This is a genomic window from Ralstonia flatus (assembly GCF_958439105.1).
GTDB lineage: Bacteria > Pseudomonadota > Gammaproteobacteria > Burkholderiales > Burkholderiaceae > Ralstonia > Ralstonia flatus.
Window position 1 is genome coordinate 405,730 of sequence record NZ_CAUDLI010000004.1, and the last position, 17,856, is coordinate 423,585.

15 protein-coding genes and 1 tRNA gene are annotated in these 17,856 nt (G+C 65.8%); 8 read left to right on the forward strand and 8 right to left on the reverse strand.

Annotated elements, in window-relative coordinates; genetic code table 11:
* Positions 1-43 precede the first annotated feature (43 nt).
* A complete protein-coding gene (locus R2676_RS12020) occupies positions 44-469 on the reverse strand; it encodes an HU family DNA-binding protein (protein ID WP_206274770.1) in 426 nt (141 codons plus the stop codon).
* 193 nt (positions 470-662) lie between these two features.
* Here R2676_RS12020 and R2676_RS12025 point away from each other — a divergent pair, with 193 nt between their 5' ends.
* On the forward strand, positions 663-1,865 hold the full coding sequence (locus R2676_RS12025; protein ID WP_206274771.1) for a DUF2252 family protein: 1,203 nt from the start codon (positions 663-665) through the stop codon (positions 1,863-1,865).
* A 135-nt stretch (positions 1,866-2,000) separates the two neighbouring features.
* Positions 2,001-2,870 carry an NmrA family NAD(P)-binding protein gene (locus tag R2676_RS12030; protein ID WP_206274772.1) on the forward strand — a complete coding sequence of 290 codons (870 nt, stop codon included), beginning with the start codon at positions 2,001-2,003 and terminating at the stop codon, positions 2,868-2,870.
* A gap of 39 nt (positions 2,871-2,909) precedes the next feature.
* On the opposite strand, the gene R2676_RS12035 is transcribed toward R2676_RS12030, so the two are convergent.
* A complete protein-coding gene (locus tag R2676_RS12035) occupies positions 2,910-4,205 on the reverse strand; it encodes an Nramp family divalent metal transporter (RefSeq protein WP_206274773.1) in 1,296 nt (431 codons plus the stop codon).
* 144 nt (positions 4,206-4,349) lie between these two features.
* Between R2676_RS12035 and R2676_RS12040 the strand changes: the two genes are divergently transcribed.
* From R2676_RS12040 to R2676_RS12055, 4 genes are all read left to right on the forward strand, one after another.
* A complete protein-coding gene (locus tag R2676_RS12040) occupies positions 4,350-5,219 on the forward strand; it encodes a manganese catalase family protein (protein ID WP_206274774.1) in 870 nt (289 codons plus the stop codon).
* An 87-nt stretch (positions 5,220-5,306) separates the two neighbouring features.
* Entirely contained in the window at positions 5,307-5,489 is a 183-nt protein-coding gene (locus R2676_RS12045) for a hypothetical protein (RefSeq protein ID WP_037026699.1), read from the forward strand.
* Entirely contained in the window at positions 5,486-5,731 is a 246-nt protein-coding gene (locus R2676_RS12050) for a DUF6566 family protein (RefSeq protein ID WP_206274776.1), read from the forward strand. Before R2676_RS12045 ends, R2676_RS12050 begins: the two co-directional genes overlap by 4 nt.
* An 88-nt stretch (positions 5,732-5,819) precedes the next feature.
* Positions 5,820-6,989 (forward strand): zinc-dependent alcohol dehydrogenase, encoded by a 1,170-nt coding sequence (locus R2676_RS12055; RefSeq protein WP_206274777.1) that lies wholly within the window; start codon positions 5,820-5,822, stop codon positions 6,987-6,989.
* 35 nt (positions 6,990-7,024) lie between these two features.
* On the opposite strand, the gene pdeM is transcribed toward R2676_RS12055, so the two are convergent.
* From pdeM to R2676_RS12085, 6 genes are all read right to left on the reverse strand, one after another.
* The gene (gene pdeM / locus R2676_RS12060) at positions 7,025-7,684 is read right to left on the reverse strand and encodes a ligase-associated DNA damage response endonuclease PdeM (RefSeq protein WP_206274778.1); all 660 of its coding nucleotides are present in this window, start codon (positions 7,682-7,684) and stop codon (positions 7,025-7,027) included.
* Positions 7,681-10,296, reverse strand: coding sequence for a ligase-associated DNA damage response DEXH box helicase (locus R2676_RS12065; RefSeq protein ID WP_206274779.1), 2,616 nt, complete (start codon positions 10,294-10,296; stop codon positions 7,681-7,683). The genes pdeM and R2676_RS12065 overlap by 4 nt, the downstream gene beginning before the upstream one ends.
* Entirely contained in the window at positions 10,293-11,939 is a 1,647-nt protein-coding gene (locus tag R2676_RS12070; RefSeq protein ID WP_206274780.1) for an ATP-dependent DNA ligase, read from the reverse strand. Before R2676_RS12070 ends, R2676_RS12065 begins: the two co-directional genes overlap by 4 nt.
* Positions 11,936-13,000 carry a ligase-associated DNA damage response exonuclease gene (locus R2676_RS12075; RefSeq protein WP_206274781.1) on the reverse strand — a complete coding sequence of 355 codons (1,065 nt, stop codon included), beginning with the start codon at positions 12,998-13,000 and terminating at the stop codon, positions 11,936-11,938. The genes R2676_RS12070 and R2676_RS12075 overlap by 4 nt, the downstream gene beginning before the upstream one ends.
* Before the next feature lie 1,537 nt (positions 13,001-14,537).
* Positions 14,538-14,614 (reverse strand) — tRNA-OTHER (locus R2676_RS12080).
* 98 nt (positions 14,615-14,712) lie between these two features.
* Positions 14,713-15,774 carry an SDR family oxidoreductase gene (locus tag R2676_RS12085; protein ID WP_206274783.1) on the reverse strand — a complete coding sequence of 354 codons (1,062 nt, stop codon included), beginning with the start codon at positions 15,772-15,774 and terminating at the stop codon, positions 14,713-14,715.
* Positions 15,775-15,879: 105 nt separating this feature from the next.
* Here R2676_RS12085 and R2676_RS12090 point away from each other — a divergent pair, with 105 nt between their 5' ends.
* Positions 15,880-16,785, forward strand: coding sequence for a LysR family transcriptional regulator (locus tag R2676_RS12090; RefSeq protein ID WP_206274784.1), 906 nt, complete (start codon positions 15,880-15,882; stop codon positions 16,783-16,785).
* A 117-nt stretch (positions 16,786-16,902) separates the two neighbouring features.
* Positions 16,903-17,856, forward strand: a complete 954-nt coding sequence (locus tag R2676_RS12095) for a chemotaxis protein (protein ID WP_206274785.1) — start codon at positions 16,903-16,905, stop codon at positions 17,854-17,856.

Here is a 17,856-nt window from a genome sequence, read left to right on the forward strand (position 1 = left end):
GCAAAAAAGGGAGCCGAGGCTCCCTTTTTCTTTGCGCTGGCGATCAGCCGTTGAGGGCTGCGTCCTTGACCTTTTTCAAGGCGCGGACCTTGACGCGCACGGTTGCCGGTTTGGCTTCGAACCACTGCTCCAGGCCGGTGAAGGGGTTCTTGCCGAAGCGGCGCTTCGTTGCCGGCACCTTGACCGACGTCACCTTGAAGAGGCCCGGCAGCGTGAATTCGCCGGCGCCCTTCTTGTGCAGCGAAGCCACGATGGTGTTCTCCAGATGGAGCAGCACCGCCTTCACCGCCTTGGCGTCGACGGCAGCCTGTTCAGCCAGATGGCTCACCAGGCTCGCCTTGGTAAACGTGTCCTTCAAGGGCTTGAGAGTCGGCGTCGATGCAGCAGGCTTCTTTGCTGGCGCGGCCTTCTTTGCCGGCGAGGCCTTCTTTGCAGCGGTCTTGGCAGCGGTCTTGGTTTTGGTGGCCATAGTGAAAATAGATGGTTGGGTAAAGTTGACCATTCAATGGAAGCGACGCCTGTGCAGCGCGCTTCGAGCAAGCATAGCAAAGGTTGAGCGCCGTGGAGGCGTTATCTAAGCTGTTTTTGGGGGGCGGGGAACACTTATTGCATGCGGTTTGGCGTCCATCACCCAGTTGAAGCATCCCAGGTTCAGCACAGACATGTCCCAACGAAAATCGTCGCACAGCGCGGTGAGCCCCAAGAACCGTGGACCCATACTCGCCCGGTTGCGCCAATCGAAGATGACGCGCTCCACCCACGCGTACGTTCGCGGCAACACCGTGAAGTTCTACGAGTGGCTGAGCGAGGTGCAGCCGCACACGTTTCCCGAAGGGCCGACCATCTGGATCTGCGGCGATTGCCATGTCGGCAACCTCGGCCCGATCGGCCATACATCCGGCGCCGCGCGCATACAGATCCGGGACCTGGACCAGACGGTGCTTGGCAATCCCGCGCACGACCTGATCCGGCTGGGCGTTTCGTTGGCGACGGCCGCGCGCGGGTCGGACCTTCCAGGCATCGTGACTGCACGGATGGTGGAAGCGCTGATGGCGGGATACCTGCACGGCATCGATCCCGACGCAGCGTTGCGGATGCCGCCGCGCCCCACATCCGTGCGCACAGCCATGAAAGCGGCGACTGCGCGTACGTGGAAAGAACTGGCCAAGGAGCGGCTGAGCGACACGTCTCCATCCATTCCTCTCGGGCGCCATTTCTGGCCGCTCTCCCGTGAAGAACGGCGCGAACTGAAACACCTGGTGAGCCAGCATGAGGTGCTTGCCCTGGTGGCGCGTCTTTACGAGATGCCCGGCGAAGCGTCGGTCAGCATCGTGGATGCGGCGTACTGGGTCAAAGGATGCAGCTCGCTCGGGCAGCGGCGCTATGCCGTCTTGCTGGCCGTCGATCAGGACCGCGGGCCCCGGTATCGGCTGATCGATATCAAGGAGGCGGGCAAGGCCGCGGCGCCCAGCGCTTCCGGAGGGGAGATGCCCCGCATCAACGGCGAGCGCGTCGTCACAGGCGCGCGGCATCTGTCTCCTGACCTGGGCGAGCGAATGGCCTGGGGACGCATGCTGGGCGGTAGCTTTTTCATGCGCGAGTTGCAGCCCCAAGACCTGAAGCTGTCGGTCGACAAGCTCGATCACAAAGATGCCACGGTCCTGGCGGCCTATCTGGGCAACGTCGTCGGCCTGGCGCACGGCAGCCAGATGCCGCGGGATGTTGCGAAAGCATGGCACCGTGAACTGCGAGCGCGCCATGGGCGCTCCATCGAAGCGCCGTTCTGGCTCTGGTCCTCGATTGTCGATCTGCTCGGACTGCACGAGCGCCAGTATCTCGAACACTGTCGCGCCTGGGCGGGCTGATCGGCTGCGCTGCATCCCTCCACGGGCACAAACGCTGCTATCCAGCCTTCTGAGCCATTGCGTGCCGACGATGGCCGATGGCGGTCGGCGTTCAGGCTGCCGAAGTGCGCAGTCAGACAGCGACAAGGAGGCGCAATGTACGTGGTGATGGGCGCAACCGGACATGTAGGCGCCGCTGTTGCGGACGCGTTGCTGGCCGGTGGAGAAGACGTCACGATCGTGACTCGGCGGCCGGAGCGCGCAGGTCGGTGGCGGGACAAAGGGGCATCGGTCGCGACGGCTGACGTGGAGGACGTCGCCTCGTTAAGGGCGGCATTCCGACGCGGGCGCCGCGCCTTCCTGCTCAATCCACCCGCCGATATTGCCGGCGACACCGACGCCACGGAGCGCCGCACGATCGCCAACATCCTCGCCGCGCTGGAAGACTCTGGACTGGAGAAAGTGGTGGCCGCTTCAACTTTTGGCGCTCGCCCGGGGCAGGGCATCGGCGACCTCACCACGCTGTGGGAGTTGGAAGAAGGCCTGCGCCGCCAGCCCATTCCGGCCGCAATCAATCGCGGCGCTTACTACATGAGCAACTGGACGAGCATGCTCGAGGCCGTGGCGGAGACCGGCACGCTGCCGAGCATGTTCCCCGCCGACATGCGCATACCCATGGTGGCGCCCGCCGACCTTGGTGAGGCAGCTGCGGCGCGGCTTCTGACGCCACTTGACGATGTGGGCGTGCGCTACGTCGAGGGCCCGCAGCGCTACACACCGCAAGACGTTGCGCGAGCCATGTCCCGCACGCTCGGCCGCGACGTGGTGCTCGAAGTGGTGCCGCGAGACCGATGGGAGGCCGTCTACAAAGGGTGGGGATTCTCTGCCGAAGCGGCGGGCGCCTACGCAAAGATGACCGCCGTGACCCTGGACGAAGATTTCGACCAGCCGGCGGACGTCGTGCGCGGCCATGTTTCGCTGGCCGACTTCATTGCGGCAGCGTGGGTACGCGCGGCCCACGCCTGACCAGACCCGCAGTGCCGCCGCTGTCCAGCATCGGCATCGCTATGCGATGAGATGGACGAGCAGCGCGCCGTTCAACGCCGCCACCAGGACCGCCCCCACCGTCGCCAGTCGCACCAGGCCGCGACTGGCGGCATGCTGGCCCATCAGGTCTGGCCGGCGTGCCAGCCAGATCAGCGCCGCCATCGGAAACGGCACCACCATGCTCAGCACCACCTGGCTGAGTACGAGTGCGCGTGTGACATCCATGCCCGCGCCGATGACGATGAACGCTGGCACCATGGTGATCAGTCGGCGCATCCATACCGGCAGGCGCACACGCAGGAAACCTTGCAACACCATCTGGCCCGCCATCGTTCCGACCACGGAGCTTGAGAGCCCCGATGCGATCAGCCCAACCAGAAACACCAGCCCGGCCGATGCCCCAAACAACGGCGCCAGGGTGATATAGGCATCCTCGATGCCGGCCACCTCCGCATGTGCGCCGTGAAACGCGCCTGCCGATACCACCACCATGGCGAGGTTGATGCAGCCCGCGGCGGCCAGCGCTGCCACCACCTCGCGGTTGGAATAGCGAAGCAGTTGCGATGTCTCCGACGCACTCCGGGGGCGCACGCGCGTATTGACCAAGCCCGAGTGGAGAAAGAGCGCGTGAGGCATCACCGTGGCCCCGACAATGCCGGCCGCCAACATGAACGCGTCGGGCGGGAGTGCCGCTGGAACAAAGGTTTGCCGCAGCGCCGCCGCCCACGAAACAGGCAAGATCCACACTTGGATGATGTAAGAGATACCGATGACGGCCACCAGCGCGCCGATCATCAGTTCAATGGAACGGAAGCCCCGCCCCTGCAGCATCAGCAAAAGATAAGTCAGCACACCGGCGACGACCATGGCGTGCAGCAGAGGCATCCCGGTCAGGAGCGCGATGCCCACAGCGGCACCGACGAACTCGGCAAGGTCGGTCGCCATGGCCGCCAGCTCGCTGATGAACCACATACCAAGACCGGCTGGCGCAGGCAGGTGCGTGCGGCAGAGTTGCGCCAGATTCTGGCCCGTCACAATGCCCACGCGTGCAGAGAGCATCTGGAACAGCATCGCCACCAGGCTCGATGCCAGCACGACCCAGAGCAGCTGATATCCGTAGCGGGCGCCGGCCTCGATGCCCGTGGCGATGTTGCCCGGGTCGGTATACGCCACCGATACCACCACGGCCGGGCCAACGAACGGCGTGAACGTGCGCCAGCCGCGTCGCCGGCCTTCCAGCGCTTCGCGCGCGTGGGCGACAACGCCTCTTGATGCAGAAGAACTGTCGCGTTCAAGCGCGAGGGTTTCGTCCATGGAGGCTCCGGAAGATAGGCGGCGCAAGGGCCTTCGCAACGTGCGTACCCGACAGCGCCACGCGAGGCGTGCGGTACGCGATGGAACGGGTGTTGCGGAAAGGGTTGCGCCATGAAGGCATCCACCCATTCCCGGAGAACATCCATGTTCATGCACAACAAGCGATTGCAATACACCGTTCGGGTCAGCGAATCCGATCCCGGACTGGCCAATCTGCTGCTGGAGCAGTTCGGTGGCCCGCAAGGCGAGCTTGCCGCGGCGATGCGCTACTTCACGCAAGCCGTTGCAGAAGAGCATGCAGGCCGCAAGGACATGCTGTACGACATCGCGACGGAAGAACTCAGTCACCTCGAGATCATCGGCTCCATCGTCGCCATGTTGAATCGCGGTGCCAAAGGCGAACTGGCCGAAGCGGTGGATGAGCAGGCGGAGTTGTATCGCAAGCTCAATGGCGCTGGTAACGACAGCCATGTGACGCAGGTGCTCTATGGCGGGGGCCCATCGCTGACGAACTCCGGGGGCGTGCCATGGACAGCCGCCTACATCGATTCGATCGGCGAACCCACGGCGGACCTGCGCTCGAACATTGCAGCCGAAGCACGCGCCAAGATCATCTACGAACGATTGATCAACGTCACCGATGACCCGGGTGTGCGCGAAGCACTTGGCTTTCTCATGACGCGCGAGGTAGCGCACCAGAAGTCGTTCGAGAAGGCGCTCTACGCCATCAACGGCAACTTCCCGCCGGGCAAGCTGCCGCCGGTGCCGGAGTTCAGCGATGCGTATTTCAAGATGTCGCGCGGTGGCCCGATCGTGCAGGCCCCTTGGAATAGCGGCACCGGTCTTGAGCTGGTGGCAGACCCGCCGGTGCCCGCGGACGGCGGAGACGGCAACGCAGCGGTCAACCTGACCGATGCCGAACTCGAAACGCTGGAGGCCATGAAGACGCGTCTGGCTTCAGACCCGGCGGTCGATCCGACCACCGGCGCGGAGCTTGGTGAAGGGAAGGCGTAACGACCGCCTCCGGGCTCGGGCAAAGCGCCGCCCGGGCCTGGACGTTGCGTCTACGCCAGGAACAGCCCGTTTCAAGCACGAACAGACATGGAGACGCTCATGCATATGCAAGAACTCCTTGCGATCGCGGCGCTCACTCTTGCCGTGATTGCCATGTATTCGCTCGCCCGCGGCTTGCCTGCCGGCGTGTTCGGGGCCGGTGTGCAATCCGTCGCGCCGGTGTATTCGGGTGTTCAGCCCCCGCACCCCTTCCTGAACGGAAAGCGATGATGCAGAACGAGACGACGCACGAAGGCGAAGCGCGCTTCGAGTGTGCGGGCCAGACCGTGACGGTCACTGCGGAGCAGGACGCGCAGGGCGTGTGGGTGCCTCGCATCTCGGTCGCAAACGGGGCGCGGCAGTTCGAAATCCGAGAAATATCCCAGACATGGCGAGGCTGGCACACCAAAGGCGAGGCCGTTCGAGACGGCATGGAGCAAGCCCGGCTGCTGCTCACGCATGGGCGGTCCTGAGTCCTGAACCGAGCACTGAACCGAGCAACTGCGCGGCACGGCTTCGGCATGGCGCCGTCGCCCCGACTGAATCGACAAGGAGTTTGTGATGAAGGCACTCTGCTGGCACGGCAAACATGACATCCGCTGCGACACCGTTCCGGACCCGACGATCCAACACGGCCGCGACGCCATCATCAAGGTCACGGCGTGCGCCATCTGCGGGTCGGACTTGCACCTCTTCGACGGTGTCATGCCCGGCATGGAAAGCGGCGATGTGGTCGGCCACGAAACGATGGGCGAAGTCGTGGAAGTGGGGCCCGAGAACACCAAGCTGAAAGTCGGCGACCGCGTTGTGGTGCCCTTCACCATTTCCTGCGGCGAGTGCTTTTTCTGCAAGCGCGGGTTTTACTCCGGATGCGAGCGAACCAACCCTGACCACGCCAAGGCCGCCAAGCTGTGGGGTCATTCACCGGCAGGTCTGTTCGGCTACTCGCACCTGCTGGGCGGATATGCCGGCGGCCAGGCGGAATATCTGCGTGTGCCGTACGCAGACGTCGGGCCCATTCGCGTGCCGGAAGGCGTGGATGACGAGACCTTGTTGTTCCTGTCGGACATCTTCCCCACCGGCTATATGGCCGCTGAGAACTGCAATATCCAGCCCGGCGACACCATCGCCGTGTGGGGTTGCGGCCCCGTTGGGCAGTTCGCGATCCGCAGCGCGTTCCTGCTGGGCGCGGAACGCGTGATCGCCATCGATACGGTGCCCGAGCGCTTGGCCATGGCCCGCGCGGCCGGCGCACAGACGCTCGATTTCAAAGCCAGCGATGTGCAGGACGCGCTCAACGAAATGACGCAGGGCCGCGGCCCCGATGCCTGCATCGATGCGGTGGGCACTGAGCCCGAGACGACCGCCAGCTTCGACTCCGTGCTCGACCGCATCAAGGTCGCCACCGCGCTCGGTACGGATCGGCCCCACGTGCTGCGGCAGGCCATTCAGTGCTGCCGCAACTTCGGTACGGTCTCGATCGTCGGTGTGTATGGCGGGCTGCTCGACAAGGTGCCCTTTGGGTCAGCCATCAATCGCGGGCTGACGTTCCGGATGGCGCAAACACCGGTTCAGCGGTATCTGCCGATATTGCTCGAACGCATTGAGCGCGGCGAGATCGACCCGTCGTTCGTAGTCACGCATCGCGGCACGCTGGCGGATGGCCCGGACCTGTACAAGACCTTCCGCGACAAGCAGGACGGATGTGTGAAGGTGGTGCTGAAGCCCTGAGGCCAGCGGCGCCCCTTTGCCCGGCAGGAAGCGCCCTAACTGCGCAGCGGCCAGACGCAGTCGTCGGCCACGGCAAAAAGCGCTTCTCCGGGCGCAGCCGGCGCCGTCCACAAGCCGGTGAACTCGCCGAATGCGGGGAGCAGGGCGCCGCTCGTTCCAAACCGGAAACACGGCAGCCGGAGGCGGTCCCGAGCCGGCCCGCTGATGACGACGCCCGGGTGCACGTGGCCGGCGATGACGTAGCGACCGGGCACCGCCTGCGGTTCATGGCATAGCGCGAAGGGGCCGATCGCCCACGGCTCTTCGACCACGTCGAAGCGCAGGTCCGCAGGTGGGTCGCCCGCGTGGCGGTCGTGGTTGCCGCGGACCAGCGTGCATGCGATATCGGCATGGCGCGCGCGCCAGGCGGCGAGTGCACCAATGGCGGCGTGCGCTTCGCGCGCGTGGAGAAGGTCGCCCAGCCACGCGATATGCGCGACCGGCAATCGGGCGAGCATGGCGTCCAGGCGGGCGACTGCCTGGCTGGTGCTGCCGGCCGGCACCGGCACCCCGCGCGCGCGGAACGTTGCCGCCTTGCCGAAATGCGCATCGGCCACCATCAGCATGCGTTGCGCAGGCCACCAGAGCGCACGCTCGGGCAGCAGCCATACCGTCTCGCCTGCGCACTGCATGGCGACGTCATTGGGTGCAGTCATAGCAGTGGCAGCGGCTTCGATGTCTTGCGTGGCCGGCGCGCGCGGCGGGTGGATTTGCCCGCAGTGTCTGGCGATTCAGTCAGGCGCAGGGCGGCCTGGACATCGTTTTCGATCTCCGGCCGTGTCGCGGCATCCGGGTCGGTGGGTTCTGGGCCAGCGGCGCGCTCCGCTTCGGCGAGCATGCGTGCGATCCGATCAGCGAGTTTCTCCGTCGAAAGCTGCTCGCGAAACCGCTCCACCATCAACGGAAAACCGAATGGCGAGGGCCGCTTCAGTGCGCAAAGCTGGAGCTGCAAGGCGCGCATGCGGACGAGGGCCGCTTCGATGCGGTCGAGGTCCAATTCCTGGCGCAGCACTTCGGTTTCCGCCTGCGACAGCAGCAGGTTGCCCGGGTCGTGGCGCCGGAAGACTTCATAGAACAGGCCCGAAGATGCCTGCAACTGGCGCGCGCTCTTGTGCGCGCCGGGGTAGCCCTGAAACACCAGGCCCGATACACGTGCGATCTCGCGAAAGCGGCGTTGCGCCAGTTCTCCGGCGTTGAGGCTGGCGAGTACATCGTGCATCAGCGTGTGCGTGGCAAAGAGTTCGCCGCTGGCCAGCAGCGCCGGCCAGTCGATGGGCGTGGCCGACAGCAGTTCGAGGCCGTAGTCGTTGAACGCCAGTGAAAAGGTGGCCGGCGTGCGATTGGCCGCGCGCCAGCCAAGCAGGCTCGCGAGCCCCAGGTGCGCATGCCGCCCGGCAAACGGGTACAGAAACAGATGCCAGCCCTCGCGCGACTGCAGCGTCTCGGCCACCAGCGTTGCCGTGGTGGGCAGCGCAGACCAGCGCGCCTGCAACTCCAGCAAGGGGCGCGCGGCCTGCATTTCGGGGCTGTCGAAGCGGGCATGTGCTGCCGCATCGAGCTGCGCCACCACCGCGTGCGCCAGCTCGGTGGAAAGCGGCATGCGACCGCCGTTCCAGCGCGGCACGGCGGCGCGCTTGCCGGTGGCGCGCCGCACATAGGCGGTCATGTCCTGCACGCGCACCAGCTCCAGCAGGCGGCCTGCAAACAGGAAGTTGTCCCCGGGGCGCAGCCGCGCAATGAAACCTTCTTCAATCGACCCCAGCGCGCCGCCACCGGAAGCGTGCCACCAGCGCACGGTCATCGTTGCATCGCTGACGATGGTGCCGATGCTCATGCGGTGTCGCCGCGCAAGGCGTGCGTCGGGCACGCGCCAGACGCCGTGTTCATCGGGCACGACGCGGTGGTAGTCGGGATACGCCGTGAGGGAGTGGCCGCCCTGTCGTACGAAGTCGAGCGCCCATTGCCATTCGTCGTCGCGCAAGTCGCGGTAGGCCCAGGCGCGGCGCACTTCCTCCAACAGCGCGTTGGGCACGAAGCCACCGCCCAGCGCCACCGTCACCAGATGCTGCACCAACACGTCCAGCGGCTTATGCGGCGAGGTGCGGGCCTCCACCTGGCCCGACATGGCCGCTGCGCGGGCGGCCGCGCCTTCCACGAGTTCAAGGCTGTGCGTCGGCACCACCGTTACGCGAGACGGGCGGCCGGGCGCGTGCCCAGATCGCCCAGCGCGCTGCAACAGCCGCGCCACGCCCTTGGGCGAACCGATCTGCAGTACGCGTTCCACGGGCAGAAAGTCGACACCGAGATCGAGGCTGGACGTGCAGAACACGGCCTTGAGCAGGCCCTGCTTGAGGCCGGTCTCGACCCAGTCGCGCGTTGCACGGTCCAGCGAGCCATGATGCAACGCAATCAGCCCCGCCCATTCCGGCCGCGCGTTGATGACGGCCTGATACCACAGCTCCGCTTGCGACCGCGTGTTGAGAAACACCAGCGCGGTGCGGGCGCTTTCCAGCTCCTCCAGCACATGCGGCAGCATCGCCATGCCCAGATGCCCGGCCCACGGAAACCGCCCCACGCCGTCGGGGAGCAGCGTATCGATCTCCATGCGCTTGGGCAGGTGGCCCTGCACCAGCGTGCCGGGGGCGGGCGTTCCTGCATCGCCCAGCGCGTCCATGGCTTCCGCCAGGTTGCCCAGCGTGGCGGACAACCCCCACACGATCAGGTCCGGCGACCACGTGCGCAGCCGGGCCAGCGCCAACTGCACCTGTACGCCACGCTTGTTGCCGACGAGTTCATGCCATTCATCCACGACCACCACGCGCACCGAGCCCAAGGCCTCGCGCGCATCGGCACGTGCAAGCAGCAACGACAGGCTTTCGGGTGTGGTCACCAGGGCGGTGGGCAAGCGGCGTGATTGTGCGGCACGTTCGGCGCTGCCGGTGTCGCCGGTGCGCAAGCCGAGCGTCCAGTGCGGCGCCAACGCCTGTGCCGCTTCGGTCAATGCGCGCGTGGTGTCGGCGGCCAGCGCGCGCATGGGCGTGAGCCACAGCACCGACAACGGCGGTGCGCCGCCACGTCCGCGCACCTGCGCCAGCCGCTGCAACGCCCCGAGCCACACCGCATAGGTTTTCCCCGCGCCGGTGGTGGCATGCAGCAGGCCCGATTCGCCGCGCGCCATGGCCGACCACACCGTGCGCTGGAACGGCATGGGCGTCCAGCCACGCGCAGCAAACCACGTATCAAGATCGGGCGATGCAGGTGCGTTCATGACGGCGGTAGCAGGCTTTCCAGCGTCTGCAGCGTATCGGCTTCTGCGACGGGCTTGTCGTGTCGCCAGCGCAGCATACGCGGAAAGCGCACCGCGATGCCGCTCTTGTGCCGAGGGCTGCGCGCAATGCCCTCAAAGCCCAGTTCGAACACCAGCGTCGGCGCCACGCTGCGCACGGGGCCAAAGCTCTCGACCGTCGTCTTGCGGATGAGCGCGTCGACCTGGCGGATCTCTGCGTCGCTCAGGCCGGAGTACGCCTTGGCAAATGGCACCAGCTTGCGCTCGGGCACGTCGGGCGGCGCATCCCACACGGCGAAGGTGTAGTCGGTATACAGGCTCGCGCGCCGGCCGTGGCCGCGTTGTGCATAGATCAGGACGGCGTCTACCGAGAACGGATCGATCTTCCACTTCCACCACACGCCCACGTCCTTGGTGCGGCCCACGCCGTAGCGCGCGTCGCGCCGCTTGAGCATCAGCCCCTCCACGCCAAGCTCGCGGGACGCCTCGCGCTGCTGCGCAAGATGCTGCCAGTCGTCGCCTTGCAGCAGAGGTGACAGCTCCAGCGCCGGATGGATGCATTCCGCAATCACGCGTTCGAGTTGCGCGCGCCGTTCGCTCTGCGGGCGTTCACGCAAGTCTTGCCCCTGCCATTCCAGCAGGTCATACGCCAGCATCACGGCCGGCGCATCGCGCAGCACGCGGGCATTCAGCGTCTTGCGGCCGATACGTTGCTGAAGCAGGGCAAACGGCTGCACACGGCCCGCCTGCCAGACCACGATCTCGCCATCGAGCACGGTGCCTGGCGGCAGCACCTCCGCCATGGCGGACAGTTCGGGAAAGCGATCGGTGATGAGTTCCTCGCCGCGCGACCACAGCCATGCGCTGTCGGCGCGCCGCACGAGCTGCGCGCGGATGCCATCCCACTTCCATTCGATCTGCCACTCAGCGGGCGTGCCGAGCAGGGTGTCGAAGGCTTCCACGTCAGCCTGCAGCGGGTGCGCGAGAAAGAACGGATACGGGTGCCCGGTATCGAGCGCGTGGCCATCGACGCTGGCATCGGCCAGCAGCGCGCGATAGCGCTCGGCGGTGGGCGCCTGGCCGATGTCGGTATAGCCCATCAGCCGTTGCGCCACGTGCTTGGGGTCGGTGCCGCCCACCTCCGCCAGCGCGCGCGTGACCAGCAGTTTTGACACCCCCACGCGAAACGCCCCCGTGATCAGCTTCATCAACACCAGCCGCGCATGCAGCGGGAGCCCACGGCACAGCTCCGCCAGGCGCGGCAGCACCGCTTCGGGCGGCTGCCCGCGCAACGGCAGCAGGCGGGCCTCCATCCATTCGGCCAGGCTGGCGTCGTCTGCGTGATCTGCATCTGGCAGGACGAGGGCGATGGTTTCGGCCAGGTCGCCCACGGCTTGGTAGCACTCGTCAAACAGCCATTCGGGCAGGCCGGAGGTGGTCTGCGCAAAGCTGGCGAGCACGCGCACCGGCACAAGCTGGCGCGGCTTGCCCCCGGCCAGGAAGTAGACCGCCCACGCGGCGTCAGCATCGGGCGCCGTACGCAGGTAGGCCACCAGCGCGGCCAGCTTGCCGTTGCTCGAAGTGGTGGCGTCGAGCTGCGCGTACAGATCGGCGAAGGCTTTCATGACGCGGACGTGTCCTCTGGCGCGCTTGCCGTGGGCGTATCAGCTGTTTCAGCGGCATTGCCTTCTTCGGCCTCGTCGCCATACTCGGTGGCGAAGGCGCGCGCATCCAGGCCGCGTTCGCACAGCCAGCGCACCATTGGCGCGACCTGGCCGTGCGTGACATAGACACGCGTGGCGCCCGTGGCGTCGATGGCCTGAAGCAGGCCGGGCCAGTCGGCATGATCGGACAGCACGATGCCGCGATCGACGCCGCGCCGCCGACGTGCTCCGCGAAGCTGCATCCAGCCGCTGGCAAACGCATCGGCGTAGTCGCCAAAACGGCGCATCCACGCCGTGCGTTGTGCGGAGGGCGGTGCCAGCACGAGCGCGCGCCGCAAGTCCGCGCGCGGCACGTCGGTCGCGAGCTGCGTGGGCGGCAGCGCCACGCCCGCGTGCCGATACGCGGCATCCAATTGCAGCATGGCGCCGTGCGAAACGATGGGCCCAATGCCGGTATCGAGCCCGGAGAGAATGCGCTGCGCCTTGCCGAAGGCGTAGCAGAACACCACGCTTGCGCGGCCCGCGTCGGCGTTGTCCCGCCACCATGCGTTGAGCTGCGCAAAGATCTCGGTCTGCGGGCGCCAGCGGTAAATCGGCAGCCCGAAGGTGGATTCGGTGATGAAGGTATTGCATCGCACCGGCTCGAACGGCGTGCAGGTGCTGTCAGCCTCCACCTTGTAATCGCCGGACACGACCCACACGTCGCCGCCGTATTCCAGCCGCACCTGCGCAGAGCCCAGCACGTGCCCCGCCGGATGGAAGCTCAGCCGGACGCCGTGGTGGACGATGGATTCGCCGTATGGCAGCGTCTGCAGGGGGAGGTCGTCACCCAGCCGCGCGCGCAGCACGCCCGCCCCCGGAGCGGCTGCCAGGTAATGCCGGTGCCCCACACGGGCATGGTCACTGTGGGCGTGCGTGATGACGGCGCGGTCAACCGGCCGCCATGGGTCAACGTAGAAATCGCCTGCCGGACAATACAGGCCGCTGGGCGTGGTTACGATCAGGTCCGCTGCGCTGGTCATCGATTGCTCTCATTGGATGCCCCTCATCCGACGCCCGGGACAGCCGCCCGCGACAGCATTAACGCAATGGCTGCTTGCGCACAGGCTCCGCCCGCATGTCGGCCGGGCCCCCGGGGCCTGCGGCGGCGGCACTGGGGCCGGCCGAATCGCCACCACCAGGCTGGCGCGTTCCCGCGGAAGCGTCCGCGGACTGCGCGGCGGGTGCCTTTGGCGGTGAGGCCGGCAGGGTGTCCGGATACCGTGACAAGGAGTGCTTTGCCGTCTTGGGTTGCGCCGTCGGAGCGGCGTCTGCAGACGCCGGCTGCGGCTCAGTCGGTTGCGCGAGTGAAAGCCCGCTGCCGGTTGTCGATACCAGAAAGAATAGCCAACCTGCGGCTGCTTGTTTTGTCACTCGTAATGCTTGATGCATGCGTGGCCTCCGTTGCGCTCTCGTGGCGGGAAGCAGTCGGCATGCCAGGGGTGTGGGGGCGTGGTTGCCGTGTGGCCGGTGCGGAGGCGGCGTAGCGGCTGGGCGTTTTTTCAATGATGAGGAAAAAGCGGCGCTCGGCTGCCGACAATGTCGACTGCCCGAGGCAATCTGCCGCACTCGACATCAGCATGGAAGGGGCAAGCACGGGCCTGAAACCCTCGTCGACGGAGGTTTGTGGCCCGGAGGTGAGCCTCAAACAGTCGGGGGCGGCCCTCTGCGGGGCGAATGCGGACCTCAAACAGTCGCCTGCCACAGTCGGAGGTCGAAATTTTCGACCTCCGAGAGCCGGCTTTGAGGCTTGGACGGTGGAACGTCAGCCTCAACGGGGCGACGTCGGGTGTTTGAGGGCGAAGCGCGGGCCTCGGAGCTCCGATGGGTCGGATGTTTTTGGGCCACGTTCGGGCCTCTGAGGGCCGTACGTGGCTGTCTGACGGCGGAATGTCGTGCTCAGACAGTCGACATCGAGTGTTTGAGGGTGGCGCACGGGGCTGAAACAGTGGCGCTCGGCGGTCTGCGGAGAATCCGTGGGAAAGCCACAGTGGGTTTGCGGGGCCGTGGGTCAAGCAGTGGGGCTATCCAGTTGCCGAACGTGAAGGCCGCGGTGAGCGGTCGAGCAGGCACCCTGACTAGGTCACGTCCTTCAAGGACAGAACCGCTGCATGGCTGTACGCGCGTAGAGCGCACCCTCATGCTGTTATGAGGCCCGGCGAACAACGGACGGTTTCATTCTCGTCGCCATTCAACCCAAAATCGCACTCAGTTCCGATTCAGCGCTGACAGGCAATCGACCAGGCCGCGTATTTACGTTGCGTTCTTCTGTGGGTTGTCGAACATGGGAGTACGCAGGCAGTTAGCTACCCCCGCAATTGCGTCTCCTCTGCGCCTGCGTCTTCCGACGTCCATTTCGAAGGCAAAGGCGTCAGCGCCCGGTGTGCAGGGCGCATTTTTTTTGATTGAGGTGCGAGCCACCGGCGGGCTGGCGTGCCGACTTCTTCCGACGACAATCGCCCGCACAGCCCGGTCATGGCGCGATGAGTGAGTGTTGTCGTTCCTCAATCAATCATCAGATGGTGGGACGTACAGGATTTGAACCTGCCTGCCTGCGCCGGTAAACCGTCGCCGCTCGACCCATGAGCTACCGTCCCGTCTTCACTATATCGACGCTTCCTGTGGAAACCCGAGTCGGGACATCCCCTTAGCCGGATCGGCCGGTGCGCCTTGCAGGCGGGGGCATCCGGATGCTCTACGCCGGAATGATTCTGCGCCGGCGCAAGTCGTTGAAGATCCGCATGAACATCGCTTCCGTCTCTACGTATTCGTGAAAGCCGAAGCGGCGGGCCTTGGAGCCGTCGCCGAACATGTCGTAATCCCACGAGAAGACGAAGTCGGCAAAGCGCCACGAAGACACATCGCGGTAGGGCGTGTCTGCCAGACCATGCCTGGCGATCATGCCCTGCCAGAGCGGCGCCTTGTCGGCCATGACGGTGTCGAGCGACAACGGCAGCGGCGGTGCGACTTCCAGATCAAAGTAGCGCGCGATCCGGGGCCACATTTCGCTCCAGCGGAACAGGTCGCCGTTGTTGATGTTGAACGCCTGGTTGGCGCAGCGCGGGTCGGTGGCAGCCCACACGGTGGCGCGGGCAAGCAGGCCGGCGTCGGTCATTTCCAGCAGGTGGTCGTACGCGCCGGGTTTGCCGGGAAACCGCAGCGGCAAGCCCAGCTCTTTCGAGATCGACGCGTACATGGCAATGGCCACGGCAAGGTTCATCGGGTTGCCCAGCGCGAAGCCGCCTACCACCGACGGGCGGATGGCCGACCACGTCCACGCCTTGCCCTGCTGGCGCGCTTCCAGAAAGGTCTGCTGATCGAACATGAATTCGGGCGGCATGAAGTGCGCATCGGTTTCGCGCGCCGGCGTTTTGAACGGCCCGAGGTGACCGCCGTAGACCTTGTAGCCCTGCATCAGGCTGATGTGCGCGAGGTGGGGCGACGCGGCCTCGATGGCGTCGACCACGTTGGTCAGCATGGCGAGGTTGGGCGGCACCAGCTCGGCCCAGGTCGGACGGTCTTGGTACGCGGCGTAGAAGACGTGGGTGACGTTGCCCAGTGCGCCCAGCTTGATGCGCGTGTCAGCCGCGTCGAGCAGGTCGACGGCGATGTGGCGGATGCGCTCTGTCGATTCACCGCCGCGACGCGACAGGCCCACGATGCGCCAGTCGTCCAATGTGGCGAGGTGCTCGATCAGGTTGCGGCCGATCACGCCCTGCGCGCCCACGACGAGCGCGACTTTGTCCTGTGCAGTCATGTTGGTGTTGGGTGGAACTGAATCAGCAATGACCACCAGTATGAGAACGCCAGCATCTGTGCGATAGACTGCCCGCCAGCTCAATATCTATGAATTGAAATCACAATGGCGCGGCTCGATGTCAATCGCTTTGGCGAGATGGAAGTCTTCGTGCGGGTGGTGGAAGAAGGCGGTTTCTCCGCCGCGGCGCGTGCGTGCCGGATGACGCCGTCGGCGGTGAGCAAGCTTGTGGCGCGGCTGGAGGCCCGCCTTGGCGCGCGGCTGGTGAACCGCTCCACGCGGCGCTTCCAGCTCACGCCTGAAGGCACGGCGTTCTACGAGCGCAGCGTGTCGGTGCTGGCCGATCTGGACGAGGCAGAGCGCGAGGCTTCCGCCGGGGCGCAGCCTTCAGGGCGCTTGCGCATCAATGCGAATGTGCCGGTCGGCACGCATGTGTTGCTGCCGATCGTGCCGGCGTTTCTGGCGTGTCATCCGGAGGTGTCGCTCGACATTGCACTTACGGATCGCGTGGTCGATCTGCTGGAGGACCGCACCGATGTTGCACTGCGCAGCGGGCCGCTGAAGAGTTCGCGGCTGGTGGCGCGCAAGCTCGGGCAGACGCGCTTGATGGTGGTGGCCTCGCCCGCCTATCTGGCGCGCGCCGGCACGCCCCGCACGCCGGCTGATTTGGCAAGCCACAACTGCCTGACGTTCAGCTACGCCCGCGCCACAAACGCGTGGCCCTTTATCAAGCGCGGTCGCCGCACCGAATTCACACCCCAGGGCAACACGCAGATCAGCGATGGCGAGGCGCTGCGGGCGGTGGCGGCCGCCGGCCTGGGCTTGGCGCGCCTGGCCGAGTTCCAGGTGCGCGCCGATCTGGAGTCAGGCCGCCTCGTGCCCGTCCTGGAGGATTACAACCCTGGCGAGACCGAAGACATCCACGCCGTCTATGTCGGCCAGGGCGCGCATCTGCCAGCCCGCGTGCGGGCGTTTCTCGATTTTCTGGTCGCGCACGTGAAGATTGCCTAGGCGCGCTTCCCCCCTCCCAGGAAGGGCGTGCGCTTCACATTCGCAAAACCCCTTCAAGTTGCCAAATGCCGTGCCGTTTACCGCCACATAACGTGTGCATGAACGGGGGAAGACGCGATGTCACAGCATTCGCAGCACGAAGTCGATGAACGGACCAATCTGACGAACAACAACCGCTTTGAGCTGTTGTTGTTCCGCCTGGGGGAATCTGCGCGCTCCAATCAGCGCGAGATGTTCGGCATTAATGTGTTCAAGGTGCGCGAGATCATGGTCATGCCGCCAGTGACGCATGTGGCGGACGCCGGCGCCCATATCCTGGGTGCGGTCAATGTGCGCGGCCAGATCATTCCCGTGATCGACCTTGCCAGCGTGATCGGCACCCGGAACGGCAATGCGAACATCCTGTTGATTACCGAATACGCCCGCTCCACCCAAGGTTTTGCGGTGGAGGAAGTGGACGAGATCGTGCGCCTGGAATGGAGCCAGATCTTCCCGGCCGAGGCGAGCGTGGGGAGCAGCAATATCACCAGCCTGGCCCGCCTGGATGGCAACGCCGACAACTCGCGCCTGGCACAGGTGATCGACGTTGAACAGATCCTGGTGGATGTCTTCCCGGCACGCCACACCGATCTGGCGCCCGACAATGACGACCGTCCGATCAAGCTGCCGCCCGGTGCCAAGCTGCTGGTGGCGGATGACTCCGGCCTCGCGCGTTCGCTGATCGCCAACGGCCTGGAAGCCATGGGCGCGCCGTACGTCATGACCAAGAGCGGCCAGGAAGCGTGGGATACGCTGCAGAACATTGCACGTGACGCGGCCCGCGAAGGCAAGACCGTGCGCGACAAGATCGCGCTGGTGCTGACCGATCTGGAAATGCCCGAGATGGACGGCTTCACGCTCACGCGCAAGATCAAGACCGAGCCGGCGTTCCAGTCGATTCCGGTAGTGATCCACTCGTCGCTGTCGGGCTCGGCCAATGAAGACCACGTGCGCCGCGTTGGCGCCAACGGCTACGTCGCCAAGTTCGAAGCCAACGAACTCGCGCAGGCCATCGCTTCTGCACTGGGCTAA